Origin of the sequence: Arthrobacter sp. ov118, from assembly GCF_900116495.1 — a bacterium.
Taxonomy (GTDB): domain Bacteria; phylum Actinomycetota; class Actinomycetes; order Actinomycetales; family Micrococcaceae; genus Arthrobacter.
Genome location: NZ_FPAY01000001.1, coordinates 166,603 through 185,300 on the forward strand (window position 1 = coordinate 166,603; position 18,698 = coordinate 185,300).

General features: G+C 68.1%; 18 protein-coding genes and 1 riboswitch. Of the genes, 11 read left to right on the top strand and 7 right to left on the bottom strand.

From position 1 onward, the window contains the following. The first annotated feature begins 152 nt into the window (after positions 1-152). Positions 153-1,514, top strand: coding sequence for a glutamyl-tRNA reductase (locus BM372_RS00700; RefSeq protein ID WP_090950529.1), 1,362 nt, complete (start codon positions 153-155; stop codon positions 1,512-1,514). A 48-nt stretch (positions 1,515-1,562) separates the two neighbouring features. Here BM372_RS00700 and moeB read toward each other — a convergent pair whose 3' ends face one another. Beyond that, positions 1,563-2,786, bottom strand: coding sequence for a molybdopterin-synthase adenylyltransferase MoeB (gene moeB / locus BM372_RS00705; RefSeq protein ID WP_256213972.1), 1,224 nt, complete (start codon positions 2,784-2,786; stop codon positions 1,563-1,565). A gap of 246 nt (positions 2,787-3,032) precedes the next feature. On the opposite strand from moeB, the gene BM372_RS00710 reads away from it, so the two are divergent. The 3 genes from BM372_RS00710 to BM372_RS00720 all read left to right on the top strand — a co-directional run bounded on the left by BM372_RS00710 (position 3,033) and on the right by BM372_RS00720 (position 4,334). After that, positions 3,033-3,680 carry a TetR/AcrR family transcriptional regulator gene (locus tag BM372_RS00710; RefSeq protein ID WP_090952816.1) on the top strand — a complete coding sequence of 216 codons (648 nt, stop codon included), beginning with the start codon at positions 3,033-3,035 and terminating at the stop codon, positions 3,678-3,680. 58 nt (positions 3,681-3,738) lie between these two features. Continuing rightward, positions 3,739-3,963, top strand: coding sequence for a DUF3107 domain-containing protein (locus tag BM372_RS00715; RefSeq protein ID WP_090950532.1), 225 nt, complete (start codon positions 3,739-3,741; stop codon positions 3,961-3,963). Between the two features lie 68 nt (positions 3,964-4,031). After that, positions 4,032-4,334, top strand: coding sequence for a hypothetical protein (locus tag BM372_RS00720; protein ID WP_090950536.1), 303 nt, complete (start codon positions 4,032-4,034; stop codon positions 4,332-4,334). Between the two features lie 20 nt (positions 4,335-4,354). On the opposite strand, the gene BM372_RS00725 is transcribed toward BM372_RS00720, so the two are convergent. The 4 genes from BM372_RS00725 to thiO form a co-directional block, all read right to left on the bottom strand. Continuing rightward, entirely contained in the window at positions 4,355-5,041 is a 687-nt protein-coding gene (locus tag BM372_RS00725) for a 4a-hydroxytetrahydrobiopterin dehydratase (RefSeq protein WP_090950538.1), read from the bottom strand. 81 nt (positions 5,042-5,122) lie between these two features. Beyond that, the gene (locus BM372_RS00730; protein ID WP_256213973.1) at positions 5,123-5,962 is read right to left on the bottom strand and encodes a thiazole synthase; all 840 of its coding nucleotides are present in this window, start codon (positions 5,960-5,962) and stop codon (positions 5,123-5,125) included. Between the two features lie 5 nt (positions 5,963-5,967). Further along, entirely contained in the window at positions 5,968-6,204 is a 237-nt protein-coding gene (gene thiS, locus BM372_RS00735; protein WP_090950541.1) for a sulfur carrier protein ThiS, read from the bottom strand. Continuing rightward, positions 6,201-7,550 (bottom strand): glycine oxidase ThiO, encoded by a 1,350-nt coding sequence (gene thiO / locus BM372_RS00740; RefSeq protein WP_090950542.1) that lies wholly within the window; start codon positions 7,548-7,550, stop codon positions 6,201-6,203. Before thiO ends, thiS begins: the two co-directional genes overlap by 4 nt. Then, positions 7,544-7,666, bottom strand: a riboswitch (TPP riboswitch). It overlaps the preceding gene by 7 nt. Positions 7,667-7,692: 26 nt before the next feature. Between thiO and thiE the strand changes: the two genes are divergently transcribed. The 4 genes from thiE (at position 7,693) to BM372_RS00760 (ending at position 12,905) form a co-directional block, all read left to right on the top strand. Then, positions 7,693-8,388: a thiamine phosphate synthase gene (thiE, locus tag BM372_RS00745; protein WP_090950544.1), complete on the top strand. Its 696-nt coding sequence runs from the start codon at positions 7,693-7,695 to the stop codon at positions 8,386-8,388. A 77-nt stretch (positions 8,389-8,465) separates the two neighbouring features. Then, complete coding sequence (locus BM372_RS00750) at positions 8,466-9,974, top strand: RNB domain-containing ribonuclease (protein ID WP_090950547.1); 1,509 nt, start codon at positions 8,466-8,468, stop codon at positions 9,972-9,974. A gap of 303 nt (positions 9,975-10,277) precedes the next feature. Then, positions 10,278-12,023, top strand: coding sequence for a DEAD/DEAH box helicase (locus tag BM372_RS00755; protein ID WP_090950549.1), 1,746 nt, complete (start codon positions 10,278-10,280; stop codon positions 12,021-12,023). A gap of 9 nt (positions 12,024-12,032) precedes the next feature. After that, complete coding sequence (locus BM372_RS00760) at positions 12,033-12,905, top strand: DNA-methyltransferase (RefSeq protein WP_090950552.1); 873 nt, start codon at positions 12,033-12,035, stop codon at positions 12,903-12,905. Positions 12,906-13,012: 107 nt separating this feature from the next. On the opposite strand, the gene BM372_RS00765 is transcribed toward BM372_RS00760, so the two are convergent. Next, the gene (locus BM372_RS00765; RefSeq protein WP_090950554.1) at positions 13,013-13,858 is read right to left on the bottom strand and encodes a PHP domain-containing protein; all 846 of its coding nucleotides are present in this window, start codon (positions 13,856-13,858) and stop codon (positions 13,013-13,015) included. A 124-nt stretch (positions 13,859-13,982) separates the two neighbouring features. On the opposite strand from BM372_RS00765, the gene BM372_RS00770 reads away from it, so the two are divergent. After that, positions 13,983-15,566 (top strand): aminopeptidase P family protein, encoded by a 1,584-nt coding sequence (locus BM372_RS00770; protein WP_090950557.1) that lies wholly within the window; start codon positions 13,983-13,985, stop codon positions 15,564-15,566. 120 nt (positions 15,567-15,686) lie between these two features. On the opposite strand, the gene BM372_RS00775 is transcribed toward BM372_RS00770, so the two are convergent. After that, positions 15,687-16,571, bottom strand: a complete 885-nt coding sequence (locus BM372_RS00775) for a YflT domain-containing protein (protein WP_090950559.1) — start codon at positions 16,569-16,571, stop codon at positions 15,687-15,689. Between the two features lie 77 nt (positions 16,572-16,648). Between BM372_RS00775 and BM372_RS00780 the strand changes: the two genes are divergently transcribed. Next, entirely contained in the window at positions 16,649-17,932 is a 1,284-nt protein-coding gene (locus tag BM372_RS00780; protein WP_090950561.1) for a magnesium transporter MgtE N-terminal domain-containing protein, read from the top strand. Position 17,933: 1 nt separating this feature from the next. After that, positions 17,934-18,689: a DUF1003 domain-containing protein gene (locus BM372_RS00785; RefSeq protein ID WP_090950563.1), complete on the top strand. Its 756-nt coding sequence runs from the start codon at positions 17,934-17,936 to the stop codon at positions 18,687-18,689. The last annotated feature ends 9 nt before the right edge of the window (positions 18,690-18,698 follow it).

Consider the following 18,698-nt stretch of genomic DNA (forward strand, 5'->3'; position numbering starts at 1 on the left):
GATTGTGCCCAAATTTGTGCCCAAAAGATAACGACAGCCTGTCAGCCGCCCCGTCCGGCGAAGCGGCGTGGCGGGGATCACGGACCAGGGTGCCTGAGGCCACGTCCGATAGTTGTTCTACGCGGACGCGAAAAAGCTATGATGGTCGTGCTGTGGTTCTTTTCTCATTGGTGGCTACACACGCCGACATCGACCTCGAAACCGTTGCTCAACTGAGCACCGGCGCTTCCGGGCTTGCCACGTCCGCCCTCGCCGGATCGCCGGCTGTGGCGGGTGCCGTTGTCCTTTCTACCTGCAACCGCTTTGAAATCTACGGTGAAGCCCCCCATCCGGATGCGGTCGACGCGGCCCGGGCGGCCCTGATTACCCAGATCAGCGGAGCAAGCGGACTGGGTGACCAGCTCGTCTCGCGGGCTTTCAGTACCCGCACGGGCGCCGAGGTCAGCCAGCATCTCTTCGCGGTCAGTTCCGGGCTGGACTCGGCCGTCGTGGGCGAACGCGAAATCGCCGGTCAGGTCCGCCGCGCCCTGATCACGGCCCAGCACGAGGGCACGGCCAGTTCCGGCCTGGTGCGGCTGTTTCAGGCCGCGTCCAAGACCGCCAAGGACGTCGGCGCGCAGACGGCACTCGGATCCCGGGGCCTCTCCATCGTCTCCGTGGCGCTGGATCTGGCCACTGACCTGTCGGAAAACCCGGACTGGTCCACCAAGAAGGCCGTCGTCTTCGGAACCGGCGCGTACGCCGGCGCCACCATGTCGCTGCTGCGCGAACGCGGCTGCACGGACGTTTCTGTCTATTCCTCCTCCGGCCGGGCACCCGGCTTCGTCGCCACCCGGGGTGGCACGGCACTGGACGAGGACACTCTTCCGGGCGCCATTGCTGCAGCCGATGTGATGATCGGCTGCAGCGGTTCGGACAGCAGGGTTGAAGCCGAGGACCTCGCCCGGATCCGGGCCACGGCTCCCCAGCCGCTCATCGCGATCGACCTCGCTCTGACCCACGACTTCGACCCCGCAGTGGGCGAGCTCGAAGGCGTTGAGCTCCTCACGCTGGAATCCGTCCGGCTCGCCGCTCCTCAGGAGCAGGCCGAGTCACTCGCGCAGGCCAGCGCCATTGTGTCCGGCGCGGCCAGCGCTTTCGAGCAGGAGCGCGAGGCACGCTCCGTGGACTCGGCGATAGTGGCCCTGCGCCGCCACACGATGAACGTCCTGGACGCGGAAATGGAAAAGGTCCGTGCCCGGCATGGCTGCACCGCTGCCGCCGAGGAGGTCGAATTCGCCCTGCGCCGCATGGTGAAGCAACTGCTCCACATCCCCACCGTCCGGGCGCGGGAACTGGCCGCCAACGGACAGCAAGACGACTACGTCGCCGGCCTTGAGGCGCTCTATGGCATCACGGTTGAGCCCTCCCCCGCCGCGGGCGCCTTGGGTCCCGCGGGTTCCGAGGCTGCCTGCCCCGTGGAGCATGCGCCGGCCAACCCCGGCCCCGCCGGCGACATCCGCGAAACCGCGTAGGCCCAAAGCCGCGCGGGACTCATCTAGACCCTCCGCACACCCAGACCCTCAGTACACCGGCTTCCCGGGTTCCACGTCGCGGACCCAGGCGAGGATGCCGCCGTCGAGGTGGCTGACGCGCTCGTACCCGGCGGCGCGGGCAGCGGACAGGACGGCGGCCGACCGTGTGCCGGCCTTGCAGTGGAAGACGATGTCGGCATCCTGGGGAAGATCCTGCCACGCTTCCCCGGCCAGGATGCGGCCCTGCGGGATCAGCACCGATCCGTCGATATGGACAATGTCGTATTCTCCGCTCTCCCGGACGTCCACGAGGTGGAAGTCCCGAAGTCCTGCCTTGCGCGAGGCAAGCATGGTGGCGAGCTGGGTAGCCGTCACGGTGTGTTCGGTTCCGGCGTCAGCCACGGGGGCAATGCCGCAAAACGCCTCGTAGTCGGTAAGTTCCGTGATCCGCTCGGCCGCAGGGTCCCGGGTCACTTTGATCTCGCGCCAGGTACCGCCCAGCGCGTCATAGAGCGCCAGCCTTCCCAGCAGGGACCGCCCGACACCGGTGATCAGTTTGACGGCCTCGGTCACCATCATCGATCCGACGGCGGCACACAGCATGCCGAACACGCCGCCTTCACCGCAGGAGGGCACGGATCCGGCCGGCGGGGCTTCCGGGTAAAGGTCCCGGTAGGTGGGCCCGTGCTGTTCCCAAAAGACGCTGACCTGGCCGTCGAAGCGGAAGATCGATCCCCAGACGTACGGCTTGCCGAGGATCGCGGCGGCGTCGTTGACGAGGTAGCGGGTGGCGAAGTTGTCTGCGCCATCGAGGATGAGATCGTAGCCGGCAAAGAGTTCCAGGGCGTTGGACGCGTCGAGGCGGACATTGTGGAGCCGGACGTCCACGAGCGGGTTCAGCGCCGAGATCGCATCGCGGGCGGACTCGATCTTGGGCCGGCCCACGTCTGCGACGCCATGGATGATTTGCCGTTGAAGGTTGCTCAGGTCGACGTCGTCGTCATCGACGATGCCCAGGGTGCCCACCCCGGCGGCGGCGAGGTAAAGCAGCGCGGGAGAACCGAGGCCCCCGGCGCCGATCACCAGGACTTTGGCGTTCTTGAGCCGGCGCTGGCCGACCGCGCCGATCTCCGGAATGATGAGGTGGCGTGAATAGCGTTCCATCTCGTCGGGGCTAAGGTCCGGCGCCGGGTCAACCAGCGGCCCGGGCCGCGGATCACGCTGCGGCTCGGCGGTTGCGGGGGCGGCTGTTGCGGTGAACTTGGAAGCCATACTTCAATCTATGCCCGAAGATACTGCCAGGTCATATTACCCGCGCGTAGAGTGGGGTTCAGTGCAATATCGTTGAGTCTGCACTGTTGTTAAGTTTTGCGCTGTTATTGGGGCTTGCAACGGTGCTGGGATTTGCACTGGTGTTGAGATTTGCACTGTTATCCAGTTCCGTAATGCCGTGGAATCTCACATACATGCAATCGTGCGAAGAGGGAAAGAAGGCCGACAGTGGTCCATCAGGCGCCGTTGGAGCGGGACGAGACCGGCAAGCGGTCGGCCGGGCAGACCAGGAGCGGTCAGCGCTCAGCACGCCTACCCCGTGACGAACGACGGGCGCAGCTCCTGGCAGCCGCGCATGAAGTCTTCGTGGCCAATGGCTACCACGGTGCCGCCATGGATGAGATCGCCGAGACCGCCCACGTCAGCAAGCCGGTGCTATACCAGCATTTCCCGTCAAAGCGGGACCTGTACCTGGCTTTGCTGGACAGCCATCTCAGCACGCTGATCGACCTCCTGCTGGGCGCCCTGAATTCCACCACCGACAACGACGAGCGCGTCCAGGCGGTCATGCGGGCCTACTTCCGGTTCATCGCCAATGATGACCAGGCGCACCGGCTCGTCTTCGAGTCGGACCTGATCAACGACGTCGACGTCAGTGCCCGGCTGGAAGCATTCAACAAGACCTTCGCCGACGCCGTCGCTCGCGTTATCGCGGAAGACACCAAGCTGCCGGAGCTGGAGGCGCAGCTACTGGGCCGCGGACTCGCCGGACTGGCCCAGGTAAGCGCGCGGTACTGGCTGGAAACGGACGGAAACCTGGATCTCGATGTGGCCAGCGACCTCATCTACCGTTTAGCTTGGCGCGGAATCTCCCGCTTCCCCAAGGAGACCTAGGCTACAAATAGAGATTGACAGACATTTCTTAGACGTTGACTGGCTGGGAGGCCTTGCTGTGGAAGTAAAGATTGGTATTCAGAACGTTGGCCGCGAAATTGTGCTCGAATCGGCCCAGGACGCCGACGCCGTCGCCAAGGTAGTGGGCGAGGCGATCGCCAAGGGCAGCGAACTGCGACTGAAGGACGACAAGGGCCGCCTGGTGATCGTCCCCGCCAGTGTTCTGGGCTACGTGGAAATCGGGGCGGAAGAAGCACGGCGCGTCGGCTTCGGCGCCCTCTAGTCCGGCCTCCGCCCAACTCCGCAGCCGTTTCTTTGAGTCGTTTCCTTCCCTATCGCGAGGTGCCCTGAATGCTTTCCCTGATTGTGGTCGCCCTGGTGACCGTTGCTGCGGGCTTTGTGGTGTGGGCCAACGACAAGCGGCACACGAAATACGGCATCAGCGTCCCGGCGGGGGTCGCCGCCTTCGTCGGCATGCTGAGCTGGATCATCTTCATGGCGGCCGGGTTCGGCTACCAGCCGGGCCTGACGTGGATTCCGTGGATCCTGCCGATGCTCCTGGGCTCGGCAGCCGCCGTCGCAGCCGCGGGTTATCTCGGCAAGACCCGGACCCGGCAGGACACCGAAAAGCTCACCGCCATCCTGAGGCTCTAGCGGTCAACCCGCTCTAGGGATCAGCCCTGCGGCGCCTGTTCCGGAAGGTCCGGCTCGTGGTTTTCCTCGGTGCACAGGCACAGCCGGTTTCCCTGCGCATCCGTGACCACCACCCAGTCGGGTGCGTGGTCACGGTTCATTAACGCCCCCGTGGCCGCCGTCTTGTCCAAAACGACGGCGGATTCGGCCTTGCTCCGGTGGACGTCCAGGTGGAGGCGGTTGACGTTCGGCGTGCTGGTTTCCTGGAACCAAAGCCCGGGCCCGCGCCCGTAGGGGTCCACAAGATCCCCGAACCTGCCCTTTCGATAACCGAGGGCCACCCGCCAGACCTCCGAAATCGCCGCGGGGTCATCCGTATCGATGCCGATCTCGACCGACCGGTACAGCCCCGGCTCCGCGGCGGCGCCGGCCTCCGCGGCGGCGGCGGTGGCCGCCGTCGCCGCACGGACGTCCCGGGCTGTGACCTCCGAACCGGCGTCGTGCGAGGTGAATCGCAGGAACACCCGGTTGTAGCGCCAGTCCAGGTCAGGGTGGTGGTCCAGTTCCTCGGCGACGCGCCCGACGGCGGCGATCAGCTCCAGCGCCGCCGCCGACGTCGCTGTTTTATACACCGTCACCAGCCCGCCCAGCCGGTACCTCCAGTCCGGGAGACCCGCGAGGGCGTCGTCGATCTGCGGCCGGGTGAGGACGGGGTCCGTGGCTGCCACTGGAGGCTCCTTGCTATGTGACGTGCTCTGTGGCCGGATCAACCGGCCGCACCAACCGACCGAATCACACGGCCCGTCGGCCTAAAGGAACTCGGCCCTGCCTTCCATGGCCGAGGACGCCAACGCGTGTTCGCGACGCGGGATTCTGCCCGCTTTTTTTGCCAGCCTACCGGCCAGGACGGCGTGTTTGAAGGCCTCTCCCATCAGCGCGGGATCCTGGGCCCGGGTCACGGCAGTGGCCAGCAGCACCGCGTCGCAGCCGAGTTCCATCGCCAGCGCCGCGTCCGAGGCAGTGCCGATTCCGGCGTCGAGCACCACGGGCACGGATGCCCGCGCGACAATCAGTTCGATGTTGTGCGGGTTCAGGATGCCCAGGCCGGTGCCGATCGGCGCGCCCAGCGGCATCACGGCCGTCGCCCCGAGGTTTTCCAGCCGGAGGGCCAGCACGGGGTCGTCGTTGGTGTAGGCGAAGACCTTGAAGCCGCGCGCCACGAGTTGCTCCGTTGCTTCCACGAGTTCGACGGCGTCCGGCAGCAGGGTGTGCTCGTCGGCGATGACTTCAAGCTTGACCCAGTCCGTTTCGAGGGCCTCCCGGGCCAGCTCTGCGGTGAGGACGGCGTCTCTGGCGGTGAAGCAGCCGGCCGTGTTGGGCAGCACCCTGATGTTGTGGTCCACGAGCAGCTGGAACAGTGAGCCCGTCTCCGCCGGCGAGTACCGGCGCATCGCCACAGTGGTCAGTTCCGTCCCGGAGGCCACGAGCGCCGCCCCCAGTCCGTCCAGGCTCGGCGCGCCGCCGGTGCCCATGATGAGGCGGGAGCCGAGCGTCACGCCGTCGACCACGAAAGGATCGGCCGGCGCCCCGGCGGCCGCAGCGGCGGCAACAACGTCCGGGGCGGCTGGATTCAGGGTTGTCTCGTTCATGCCGGTCATCCTCCCTGGACTGCCGTGACAAGTTCGACGTCGTCGCCGTCGGCGAGCGCGGTGGCGTGCCACTGGCTGCGGGGCACCACTTCGGCGTTGCGGGCCACCGCGACTCCAAGCTTGAGCCCGTCGGCGGCCCGGCCGTCGGGACCGATGCTCCGGCCGGTGAGCTGGCTGACGAGCGTGCTGACGGAGGCGCCGTCGACGACGCTCTGCTCCGTTCCGTTGAGTCTGATGTTCATGCTGCTTCCTTGTTGTGGCTGTCACCGGACGTACCGGGGACGCGGGAAAAACGGTCAGGACGGAATCCGTCCCAGCGCGGGTCGGCTGTACCGTCCATGAGCTGCCGGGAGACGGCGGCCGCAGCGGGGGTCAGCTGCACGCCGTGCCGGAAGAAACCTGTGGCGATGATGAGCCCCGGCACGTCCCCGCCGTCCGCTGCCGCGACCCGCCCCAGCAGCGGGGCGTTGTCCGGCGTGCCGGGCCGGGCCCGCGCCGTGGCTTCGAGCAGTTCCAGCTCCGCCACCGCGGGCACCAGCTGCTGCGCGTCGCGGAGCAGCTGGTAGATGCCGCCGGCGGACACGGCGTTCGGATCGGCCGGGCCGTCCTCGCGCTGGGTGGCACCAATTACCACCGTGCCGTCCTGCCGGGGCACGATGTACACCGGCACGCCGCGCACCATGCCACGCACAGTGGCCGTGAGCAGCGGCCGCAGGTGCCCGGGCACACGGAGCCGGAGGATGTCACCGTAGACCGGCCGCAGCGGCAGCACCAGTTCCGGGGGCAGCCCGTCGAGCGCGGAGGCGCCAAGCCCGTTGGCGACCACGGTTTCCGCGGCCCGCACGGAACCGCCGCCGGCCAGCCGGACCCCGGCGACGCGGCCGTCTTCCCACAGCAGCCCGGCCGCGCGCCGGCGGACGCAGCTGTTGCCCTCGGCGTCGAGCAATTCGGCGAGCCGGGCGATCAGCAGTCTCGGGTCCACCTGGTGGTCGGCAGGGATGTCGAAGGCACAGGAGATGCCGGGGCTCAGCAACGGCTCGCGGCCGCGTGCCTCGCGCACTGTCAGGGGTTCCACGGTGAGGCCGCAGGCCTGCTGGGCCTGCCTGAGGTCAGTGAGCGCGCGCCGGTCCGCGGCGTCGGCCCCGACGGCGAGGGTCGGCGTCGTCAGGTAGCCGGTACCGGCCCCGGATGCCGTTCCGGCGGGACCGGTTTTTACGCAGGCGGCGCCGGCGTCGATCGCTGCTGCGAAGCCTGGCCAGAGCCGGGAGGACTCCAGCATCAGCTCCAGGAGCTGTTCCTCCTGGTAGTGCAGTTCGCTGACGGGGGCCAGCATGCCGGCCGCGGCCCAGCTGGCTCCGCTGCCCGGTGCGTCATCTATCAGGACCACGGACCGGCCGGCACGGCTGGCCTCGAAGGCAATCCCGTGGCCGATCACGCCGCCGCCGATCACGGCAACGTCGGCGGTGATGTCCCCTGCGGCGCTGATGTCCTCCGGGGTGCTGTCCTCGCAGCTGCCCCGCCTGCCGCCACAATCCCGGGAGGCGGCGCCATTTGCGGCTTCGGCTTCATGGCTGGCTCTTGCGCCCATGAAAAATTCCTTCCCTACGCCGGTACTAGCCGGATCAGGTCAAGCGGTCGGCTCTGACGCCCTCTCAGCCGCGCAGCGCCGACATGGGCGCTGCGGGGGCTCCCGCGGTATTCGCCCAGTTTAGAGGAACTAGGCTGGTGCCATGAGCCAGGACACCCTCCACACGACTGCCCGCCTCTACCTGTGCACCGACGCCAGGCGCGACCGCGGTGACTTCGCAGACTTCGTGGACGCCGCCTTCGCCGGCGGCGTGGACATCATCCAGCTGCGCGACAAGTCGCTCGAGGCGGCCGAGGAGCTGGAGCTCCTGGAGGTTCTGCACGCCGCGGCGGCGCGCCACGGCCGGCTGTGGGCCGTCAATGACCGTGCGGACATTGCATCGCTGTCCGGCGCGCCGGTGTTCCACATCGGGCAGAAGGACATTTCCCTCGCCGCGGCCCGCGGCCTGCTCGGCAAGCACACCGTGGTCGGCCTGTCCACGCACAGCCCGGAGCAGGTGGACGCCGCCATCGCATCCTCGCCGGGCCGCAAAGGCCTCGACTACTTCTGCGTGGGACCCGTATGGGCCACTCCCACCAAGCCCGGACGTGCCGCCGTCGGCCTCGACCTGGTGCGTTACGCCGCGCAGGCGATCAGCCGGGCGGACGCGGAGGGGACCGGGAAGGTCGAGGGCGTCGTGCCCTGGTTCGCCATCGGCGGGATCGACCTCGGGAACGTGGAGCAGGTGGTCGACGCCGGGGCCCGGCGGATCGTCGTGGTCAGGGCCATTACGGACGCGGATGATCCGGCCCATGCCGCCGGCGCACTGCTGGCGGCACTGGACGCCGCTGATTCCTGAGCAGGTTTGGCGGGCGCCGTCCGGGACCGGGCTCCTGATCCAAGACTATTGGCGGAAATCGGGCTAACCTGATTTTCGTGTCCCATCATCGCCTGACCCCGAGCGTTCACGAGCAAAAGAACCAGCTCGCCGGAGCGCTCAAGGCGCTGCGCACCGAGCTCGAGCTGCCGGGCCCGTTCCCCCAGGACGTGCTCCGCGACGCGGAGGCGGCGGTCGCCGAGCACAAGCTTCCGGACCTGGATTTGACGCATGTCGAGTTCGTGACCATCGATCCGGCATCCTCCACCGACCTGGACCAGGCGCTGCACATTGAGCGCTCCGACGGCGGCTACAAGGTCTTGTATGCCATCGCGGACGTTCCCTCGTTTGTCGCCCCGGGCGGGGCCCTCGACGCCGAGACCCGCCGCCGCGGCCAGACTTTCTACACGCCGGACGGGCGGATCCCGCTGCATCCCGAGGTCATCAGCGAAGCCGCAGGCAGCCTCCTGGCGGACCAGCTGTGCGCCGCGTTCGTCTGGGAGTTCGACCTCGACGCCGCGGCGGAGGTGACCTCGGTGCTCGTGCGGCGCGCGCAGGTCCGCAGCCGCGCGAAGCTCAGCTACAAGGGTGTGCAGGCAGAGCTCGACGCCGGCACCGCGGCGCCCGTGCTGCAGCTCTTAAAGGAGGTGGGCATCAAGCGGGTGGAACTGGAACGGCTCCGCGGCGGTGCGAGCCTGAACATGCCGGAACAGGAGATCCAGCAGCTGCCCGACGGCGGCTACCGGATTGTGGCGGTCCCGCCGCTGCCGGTGGAGGACTGGAACGCCCAGATTTCGCTCATGACCGGGATGGCGGCCGCGCGGCTGATGCTCCAGGGCAAGGTCGGTATCCTGCGCACCATGCCCGCCCCGGATGAGGCGTCACTGCGCCACTTCCACCGCCAGACCCACGCACTCGGCAAGCCCTGGGACGGAGAGATGCGCTACGGCGAATACCTGCGGACCCTGGATCCCATGGATCCCCGGCAGCTGGCCATCGTGCATTCTGCCGGCATGCTCTTCCGCGGCGCCGGTTACACGCACTTCGACGGCACCGTGCCGCAAGCCGCCGTCCAGTCCGCCATCGGCGCGGCGTACGCCCATTCCACGGCGCCGCTGCGTCGGCTGGTTGACCGGTTCGTGCTGGTGATCTGCGAGGCCCTGAGCAACGGCACCGAGGTTCCGGCCTGGGCGCGGGCGGCCCTGCCGTCCCTTCCGGCCATCATGGCAACGTCGGACCAACTGGCCGCCAAGCTGGAGCGGCTCGCCCTGGACACCGTGGAGGCAGCGCTGCTGGTCAACCACATCGGCCAGGAATTCGACGCCGTCGTCCTCTCCGGCCCGAAGCCGGCCAAGGGCAGCAATGGCGGCAGCAACGGCAACGGGAACGGGGGGATGTCCGGGAAGGCCAACGGCAACGGGAACGGGCCGTCCGGGATGGTCCAGATCGCCGAGCCCGCGGTGACCGCCCGGTGCCCCGGCGAGCTCGAACCAGGCACGCAGGTCCGGGTCCGGGTGGTGGCTTCGGACATCGCCACACGCGAAATCCGACTCGAACTCGTGGGCTGACGCACCGCGGCAGGGGCGCTCCGGCGGCGCGGTTGGGCCCAAGTCGAGGATCCGGGCCCCGTACAGCTAGACTGGAGAGGTAGAAATGGATGCCCGGTCGTTGATTTCCATGATTTTCGAATTCAACAAGCCCGCCCCTACGCGATCTTGAGATACACCCGCTGGTCCCCAGTGCCAGCATTTAGATAGCCCGCGATCGGCTTCCACTGGACTTGCTTGCGCGCCCGAGCGTGCTCCGGAACGGCCACCACGGCCGGCCCGTTGAGCAAGCAGCGCAGCCCAAATGAATAAGGAAACTCCCCTGTGAGTGAATTGCACACGCACCAGCTTCTGACCGATGAGTCCGGCACGGAGACCATCGAGCCTGAAGAAACCATCATCTCAGACGAAAAACCGCACGAGATTGCCGAAAAGACGTTTGCCGACTACAACGTCCGCGCCGACATCGTCGCGTCCCTTGCCGACGCCGGCATCACCCACCCTTTCCCGATCCAGGCAATGACGCTGCCGGTCGCGCTGTCCGGTCATGACATCATCGGCCAGGCCAAGACCGGTACCGGCAAAACCCTTGGCTTCGGCATCCCGGCGCTGCAGCGCGTCGTCGGCCGTGACGACGCGGGGTTCGAGAAGCTGGCCGTTCCGGGCGCCCCGCAGGCCCTCGTGATCGTGCCCACCCGCGAACTCGCCGTCCAGGTGGCCGCCGACCTCGAGACCGCTGCCCGCAAGCGCAACGCCCGTATCGCCACCATCTACGGCGGCCGGGCCTACGAGCCGCAGGTCGAGGCGCTGAAGAACGGCGTCGAAGTTGTCGTCGGCACCCCCGGGCGCCTGATTGACCTCTACAAGCAGAAGCACCTGAGCCTGAAAAACGTCAAGATCGTCATCCTCGACGAGGCCGACGAAATGCTGGACCTCGGGTTCCTGCCCGACGTCGAAACGCTGATCGCCGCCACCCCGGCCGTCCGCCAGACGCTGCTGTTCTCGGCCACCATGCCCGGCCCGGTCATCGCCATGGCCCGCCGCTATATGAGCCAGCCGACCCACATCCGCGCCGCGGACCCGGACGACGAAGGCCTGACCAAGCGCGACATCCGCCAGCTGATCTACCGTGCCCACAGCATGGACAAGGTGGAGGTAGTCGCCCGCATCCTGCAGGCCCGCGGACGCGGCCGCACCATCATCTTCACCAAGACCAAGCGCACCGCCGCGAAGGTGGCGGAGGAACTCGTGGACCGCGGCTTCGCAGCGGCCGCTATCCACGGCGACCTCGGCCAGGGCGCCCGTGAACAGGCACTGCGTGCCTTCCGCAACAACAAGGTCGACGTCCTCGTGGCCACCGACGTCGCCGCCCGCGGGATCGACGTCGACGACGTCACGCACGTCATCAACTACCAGTGCGTTGAAGACGAGAAGATCTACCTGCACCGCGTCGGCCGCACCGGCCGCGCCGGCAACAAGGGCACCGCCGTGACGTTTGTCGACTGGGACGACATGCCGCGCTGGGGCCTGATCAACAAGGCCCTGGGCCTGAGCGTCCCCGAGCCGGTGGAGACGTACTCCTCCTCGCCGCACCTCTTTGAGGAACTGGACATTCCCGAAGGCACCAAGGGCCGCCTGCCCCGCGACAAGCGCGTGCTGGCCGGCGTCGATGCCGAAGTCCTCGAAGACCTGGGCGAGACCGGCAAGAAGACCCCGCGCGCCGGCGCAAAGGACACCGGACGTGACAGCAGCCGCAGCAGCGGTCGCGAAGGAACCCGCGAAGGCAGCCGCACCGGTGGCCGCGACGCGCGCCGCAGCGGCTCCGAGGCCGGCGGACGGTCCGGCGGCCGCCGTCGCCGTCCCGCCGACGCCGGCGCCAGCACCGAGGTACCAGCCGCGGCCTCCGCCGCCGGCGGTCAGGGCCCGGACGCTGCCGCAGGCGCTGCGCCGTCGAAGGCTCCGACTGAGGTCGACCGGGCAACCCGTGCCCGCCGGCGCACCCGCACTCGCCGCCGTAACGGCGAGGTGGTGGCCGGCGGCGACGCGCAGCCGAGCGGCGCCGAGGCCTAATCCCTGACGATGACTGACACCGTCTGGGCGCCGGACGGCAGCAACCTGGTGGTTCACGCGGACAACGCGGAGTACCTCCCCACGCTGCCGGACGGCGCCTTCACACTGATTTACGTGGACCCGCCATTCAACACCGGGCGGGTCCAACGGCGCCAGGAAACTAAAATGGTGCTCAATGCCGGGGGCGAGGGCGACCGGGTGGGGTTCAAGGGCAGGTCCTACGACACCATCAAGGGCGCACTGCACAGCTACGACGACGCCTTCAGCGATTACTGGTCCTTCCTCGAGCCCCGGCTCGTGGAGGCCTGGCGGCTCCTCGCCGATGACGGGACTCTGTACCTGCACCTGGACTACCGCGAGGTGCACTACGCGAAGGTCATGCTGGACGCGATCTTCGGCCGTGAGTGCTTCCTGAACGAGATCATTTGGGCCTACGACTACGGTGCGCGGGCCAAGTACCGCTGGCCCACGAAGCACGACAACATCCTCGTCTACGTCAAGAACCCGGCGAAGTATCACTTCGACAGCGCCGAGGTGGACCGTGAGCCGTACATGGCGCCCGGGCTCGTCACCCCCGCCAAGCGCGAGCTCGGCAAGCTCCCCACGGACGTGTGGTGGCACACGATCGTCTCCCCCACCGGCCGGGAGAAAACCGGCTACCCGACGCAAAAACCCGAGGGCCTGATCCGGCGCGTGGTCGCGGCGTCGAGCCGGCCCGGCGACTGGTGCCTGGACTTCTTCGCCGGCTCCGGCACGCTCGGCGCCGTAGCCGCGAAACTGGACCGGAAATTCGTGTGCGTGGACCAGAACCAGGCCGCCGTCGACGTCATGTCCAAGCGCCTGGCCCGGCACGCCACCTTCACCGCCCCACCGCCCGCCTAGCTCCTCCACCCCGTTGCGCTATCACTTGTGGCGGCTATTCCGGCCTGATGGGGACCAAAACTGATAGCGCAACGGGGGGCGGGCGGCCTTCTGCTCCGTCAGCGGGGTCAGCGGACCACGGATGAGCCGGTGCCGAGTTCCTCGATCCGGGCCAGGACCTCCGCCGAGGTCAGGTTCTCCCCCAGCAGGTTCGGCTTCCCGGCGCCGTGGTAGTCGGACGAGCCGGTGACCAGCAGGCCGTACCGTTCGGCCAGGCGGCGGAGGAACGTCCGGCCCTCCTCCGGGTTGTCGCGGTGATAGATTTCCAGCCCGGCCAGCCCGGCGTCGATCATCTCCCGGTAGGTCTCCTCCCCCACGATCCGGCCGCGGGCAGACGCAACGGGGTGCGCAAAGACCGGAACCCCGCCGGCTGCACGGACCAGTTCGACGGCGATCGCCGGCTCCGGCGCGTAGTGCTGGACCCAGTAGCGCGAACGCGAGGTGAGGATGGAGCTGAAGGCCTCGGTCCGGTCCTCCACCACACCTGCGGCGACGAGCGCGTCGGCGATATGCGGACGGCCGAGGGTGGCGCCAGGGGCGACATGGTGGATCACGTCGTCCCAGGTCAGCGGATAGTCCTCGGACAGCAGAGTGACCATCTTTTGGGCCCGCGTGTGCCGGGCGTCCTTGGCCTTGGTGATTTCCTCGAGCAGCCCCGGGTGGGCGGGGTCGTGGAGGTAGCTCAGCAGGTGGACGCTGATGCCTTCGGCGGTCCGGCAGGAGATCTCCATACCGGGGACCAGGGCCACGCCTGATTTCCGGGCCGCGGCGGCAGCCTCCACCCACCCGTCGGTAGAGTCGTGGTCCGTCAGGGCGACGACGTCGAGCCCCGCAGCTGCGGCGGACTCCATGACGTCGGCCGGCGCCTGGGTGCCGTCGGAAACGTTCGAGTGCGCATGCAGGTCAATCCTCACCTCACCAGCCTAGTAGATGCCCGGATCCAAAGCCCGCCCGCGTCCTGACCCGCGTCCTGACCCGTCGCCTGGGCACGGGGCGCGCCGTTGGCCTAAGCCGCGGCGCTGGTGAGACGATGGGACCGTGAACGATGCAGATAGCACCCAAGTCTCCGCTTCCCAGCCCCTCGAAGAGCGCGTCAACAACCGCTCTCAGCGTCCCAGCTCCGATGCCTTCAAGGCCTTTATGGCCAGCAACTGGGCACCGGCCACGCAGCAGCTCCCCGAACGGGACGCCGTCGCAGGCCACGCCGCAGCCCGGCGGCGCGCCATTTCAGTGCAGTTCAAAGGTGAACGCCTGGTCATCCCCGCAGGCCCGCTGAAGGTCCGTTCGAACGACTGCGATTACCGCTTCCGGCCGCACTCGGCCTTCGCGCACCTCACCGGCCTCGGCCTGGACCACGAACCGGATGCGGTCCTGATCCTGGAGCCGGTGGCGGAGGGCGCGGGCGACGACGGCGGAAACCACCACGCCACGCTGTACTTCCGGCCGCTGGCCGGCCGCGACACCGAGCAGTTTTACGCCGACTCCCGCTCCGGCGAATTCTGGATCGGTGCCCGCCCCACCCTCGCCGAATTCAAGGCCAGGCTTGGACTGGACACCGCGGACATCCGGGAACTCGAACTGGCCATCACCAAGAACGTCGGCGCTCCGGAGATCGGCGGCATCTCCGTAAGGCTGGTCCGCAAGGTTGACGAGAACATCGACGCCCTCGTGGACACCGCCCGCTACAACACGGCCAAGGATCCGGACAACCTGGACCTGAGCGTCCTGGACGCCTTGGACGACAAGCTCGCCGAGGCCCTCTCCGAACTCCGTCTGCTCAAGGACGAGTGGGAAATCGAACAGATGAAGGTCGCCGTCGACTCCACCGTGGCAGGATTCACGGAGGTCGTGAAGGCACTGCCGCGGGCGCTGACCCACGAGCGCGGCGAGCGCGTCGTGGAGGGGGCGTTCTTTGCCCGTGCCCGCGAGGAAGGCAACGAGCTCGGCTACGACACCATCGCCGCCTCCGGCAACAACGCCACTGTGCTGCACTGGACGCGGAACACCGGCAGGGTCAATGCCGGGGAGCTCCTGCTCCTGGACGCGGGCGTGGAAGCCGACTCCCTGTACACGGCGGACGTCACCCGCACCCTGCCGGCCAACGGCCAGTTCTCCGAAATCCAGCGGAAGGTCTACGAGGCAGTGCTCGACGCCGCCGACGCCGGCTTTGCCGCCGCCCAGCCCGGGACCCGGTTCCGGGACATCCACACGGCGGCCACCACGGTGCTGGCCGAACGGCTCGCCGAATGGGGCCTCCTGCCGGTCTCCGTGGAGGAAGCCATCAGCCCCGAAGGCCAGCAGCACCGCCGCTGGATGCCGCACGGCACGAGCCACCACCTCGGCCTCGACGTCCACGACTGCGCCCAGGCGAAACGGGAACTCTACCTCGACGGCGTGCTCACGCCCGGCATGGTCTTCACGATCGAACCCGGCCTGTACTTCAAGAACGAGGACATCGGCATCCCCGAGGAATACCGCGGCATCGGCGTCCGGATCGAGGATGACATCCTCATGACCGCCGACGGCCCGGTCAACCTCAGCGCCGCCCTGCCGCGGAAAGCCGCCGACGTCGAATCCTGGATGGCGGGCATCTACCTGGAAGTAGACGCCCAGACACCGTAGACCACGGAGCAGGGCAGAAAAGAGAACAGAAAAGGGAGCGTTCCGGATGTCCGGGACGCTCCCTTTACTGCTGCAATCGGGGCGCCGACACCAGTACTGCTCGATTCAGCGCCGCTAGATTCAGTGCTGCTGGCCGTCCTGGCCCGGGGCGGGCTTGTCGGCGTCGGTGACCCTGACGCCGTACTGCGGGCGGCCGTCCGGAAGGTCCGGGTAAGTCACGCCCGAGATGCGGCCGGGCTGCCGGGCGGCCTCCTCGGCGGTGCCGGGCGCGGCCGGGGCGTGGCTCGGCTCGCTGGCCTGATCACTGCCGGGCTGCTCATTGCCGGCAGCAGGCGTCCTCTGGCCGTACGGGTCATTCCAACCCGCGGGGCGCTGGGGTGCCCCGCCCTGCTGTCCCGGCTGCTGGGGAAAGTGCTCCTGGGCTTGGGGCTGCTGCGGCTGGCCGTGCCGGTAGTCGTGCTGCGGGTAACCGGAAGCGGCGGCACCGGACGCGTCATGCGGCGTCATCGGCAGCTGGTGGAGCAGGCGCCGGGCCTCCCCCGCGGCCTCGAAGGAGACCACGACGTCGTAGTTGCTCGCCACCACCTGGCTGGTTGAGGTGAAGTCACGCTTGCCGCGCTGCATGGCGTACGTGACGATGCCAAACAGCATGAAGAACGCTGCACCCATCAGCACGGACGTCACGATCGAGAAATACCCCGGGGTCGTGGAGAAAAAGGACAACATGACGCCGACGAACAGGCCGAACCACATGCCGCTGAGCGCGCCGGACAAAGCGACACGCGGGTAGGTGAGCCTGCCGGTCACCCGTTCCACCATCTTCAGCTCGTTGCCCACGATCGAAACCATCTGCACGGGGAACTGCTGATCTGCCAGGTAGTCCACCGCCTTCTGGGCGTCCAGGTATGAGTTGTAGGAACCGACGACGTCACCTTTCGGGACGGCGCGGGCCTCGTCCGGGCCATTGGGGGCACCGGCCCTGGGGGCACCAAAAATGTTTGACATATGCCCATTCTCACCCATCCGGCTGGTGTGCGGCTGGAAATTCAGCTAAAAGAGAGCAGACTCGGTAGCCTGTATGAGTGAGCACGAATCTTTCGCGGGTGTTTGTCGCGCGCCTCCTCGGACTGGACGTCTTCGACCCATTGGGCGACCGTCTGGGCCGGCTGCGCGACGTCGTGGTGCTCTCCCGCGGGACCAGGGGCGCCCCGCACGTGGTGGGCATCGTCGTCGAGGTTCCGGGCAAGAAGCGCGTATTCGTGCCGATGACGCGGATTACCTCCATCGACCAGACGCAGGTCATCTGCACCGGGCTGGTCAATCTGCGCCGGTTTGAACAGCGCGGCGCGGAAACCCTGGTGGTCGCGGAACTGTTCGACCGGCGGGTCACCCTCGCGGACGGCAGCGGGGACGCCACCATCGAGGACATCGCCATGGACCGGCACCGCTCGGGCGACTGGTTCGTCAGCAAGCTCTTCGTCCGCCGCGGCCACTCCCTTTCACCACTGAGCCGGCTGCGCCGCAACGAAACCCTGATCATCGACTGGGCGGACGCCCGGCAGGGGGCCAAGACCGAGCCGCAGGCCGCCACCCAGTTCGTGGCCACCCATGAGGACCTCAAACCGGCCGACTTCGCCGAAGCCCTTCAGGAGATGAGCGACAAGCGTCGCTTCGAGGTCGCGAGTGAACTCCAGGACGAGCGGCTCGCCGACGTCCTGCAGGAGATGCCCGAAGGCGACCAGGTGGAGATCCTCTCCGCCTTGGACGTCAACCGCGCCGCCGACGTCCTGGAGGAAATGGATCCCGACGACGCCGCCGACCTCCTCGCCGAACTCCCCAGCGCCCAGGCCGAGGAACTCCTGCAGCTGATGGAGCCCGAGGGCGCCGAGGACGTCCGCCGCCTGCTCGAATACGACGAGGACACCGCCGGCGGTCTTATGACGCCGGTTCCGGTCATCCTCCCGCCGGAAGCAACCGTGGCCGAAGCCCTGGCCCACGTCCGCCGGGAAGAGCTCTCCCCGGCGCTGGCGTCCTCGATCTTCATTGCCCGGCCGCCGCTGGAGACACCGACGGGGCGCTTCCTCGGCGTCGTCCACATCCAGCAGCTCCTGCGTTACCCGCCGCCGGAGCCGCTGGGCAACCTTGTGGACAAGAACCTGGAACCGGTCTCCGACCAGGCCCACATCAGCGAGGTGGCCCGGGCCCTGGCGACGTACAACCTCAATTCCCTCCCTGTGGTCAACGACGACGGACGGCTTGTGGGGGCGGTGACTGTTGACGACGTGCTGGATCACCTGCTGCCAGATGACTGGCGCGCCCACGAGGACGACGCCCCGATAAGGAAACTTGGAGGCCGCATTGGCTGATATGAGCACACCCCGGGGTTCCGGCAACACCCGCCCAGGCGGCAAGGCCTCCGGCGGCCTGGACACGCCGCTGAGCGGCCGGCAGCGGATCCTGCCGAAGTTCTCGCCCAACCCGGATGCCTTCGGCCACGCCACCGAAGGCTTCGCCCGGTTCATGGGCACGCCGCAGTTCCTGCTCTACATGAGCGTGTTCTGCATCTTCTGGCTGGGCTGGAACACGTGGGCGCCGGTGGAATGGCAGTTCGACTCGCGGGCGCTGGGCTTCACGCTGCTGACCCTCATGCTGTCGCTGCAGGCCTCGTACGCCGCGCCCCTGCTGCTGCTGGCCCAGAACCGGCAGGATGACCGCGACAAAGTCTCGCTCCAGCAGGACCGCCAGCGGGCCGAACGCAACCTCTCGGACACTGAATACCTGACCCGGGAACTGGCATCCCTGCGCATCGCTCTGCGCGAGGTCGCCACCCGCGACTACGTCCGCGCCGAACTGCGCAGCCTGCTGGAGGACATGCTCGAGGCCCAGGAGGAACTGCGCGCGCATGATCCGTCGGCCGGCTCCCATGAGACACCGCGGGACAAGGTCAAGGAAAAGCTGAAGGATCGGCGCGACAAGCAGCGCGGCCCGCGGACCCAGCAGATCCCCCGCGTCAAGCCTGGCGGCAAGCGGGGCGTCCCGCCGGCGGATGCCCCGGCGACCCCCTCCCGGGCGGACGCCGACCCCGGCCGCCTGCCTGCACACCGCACCTCCCCCGAAAGCTGAGCATCGCCC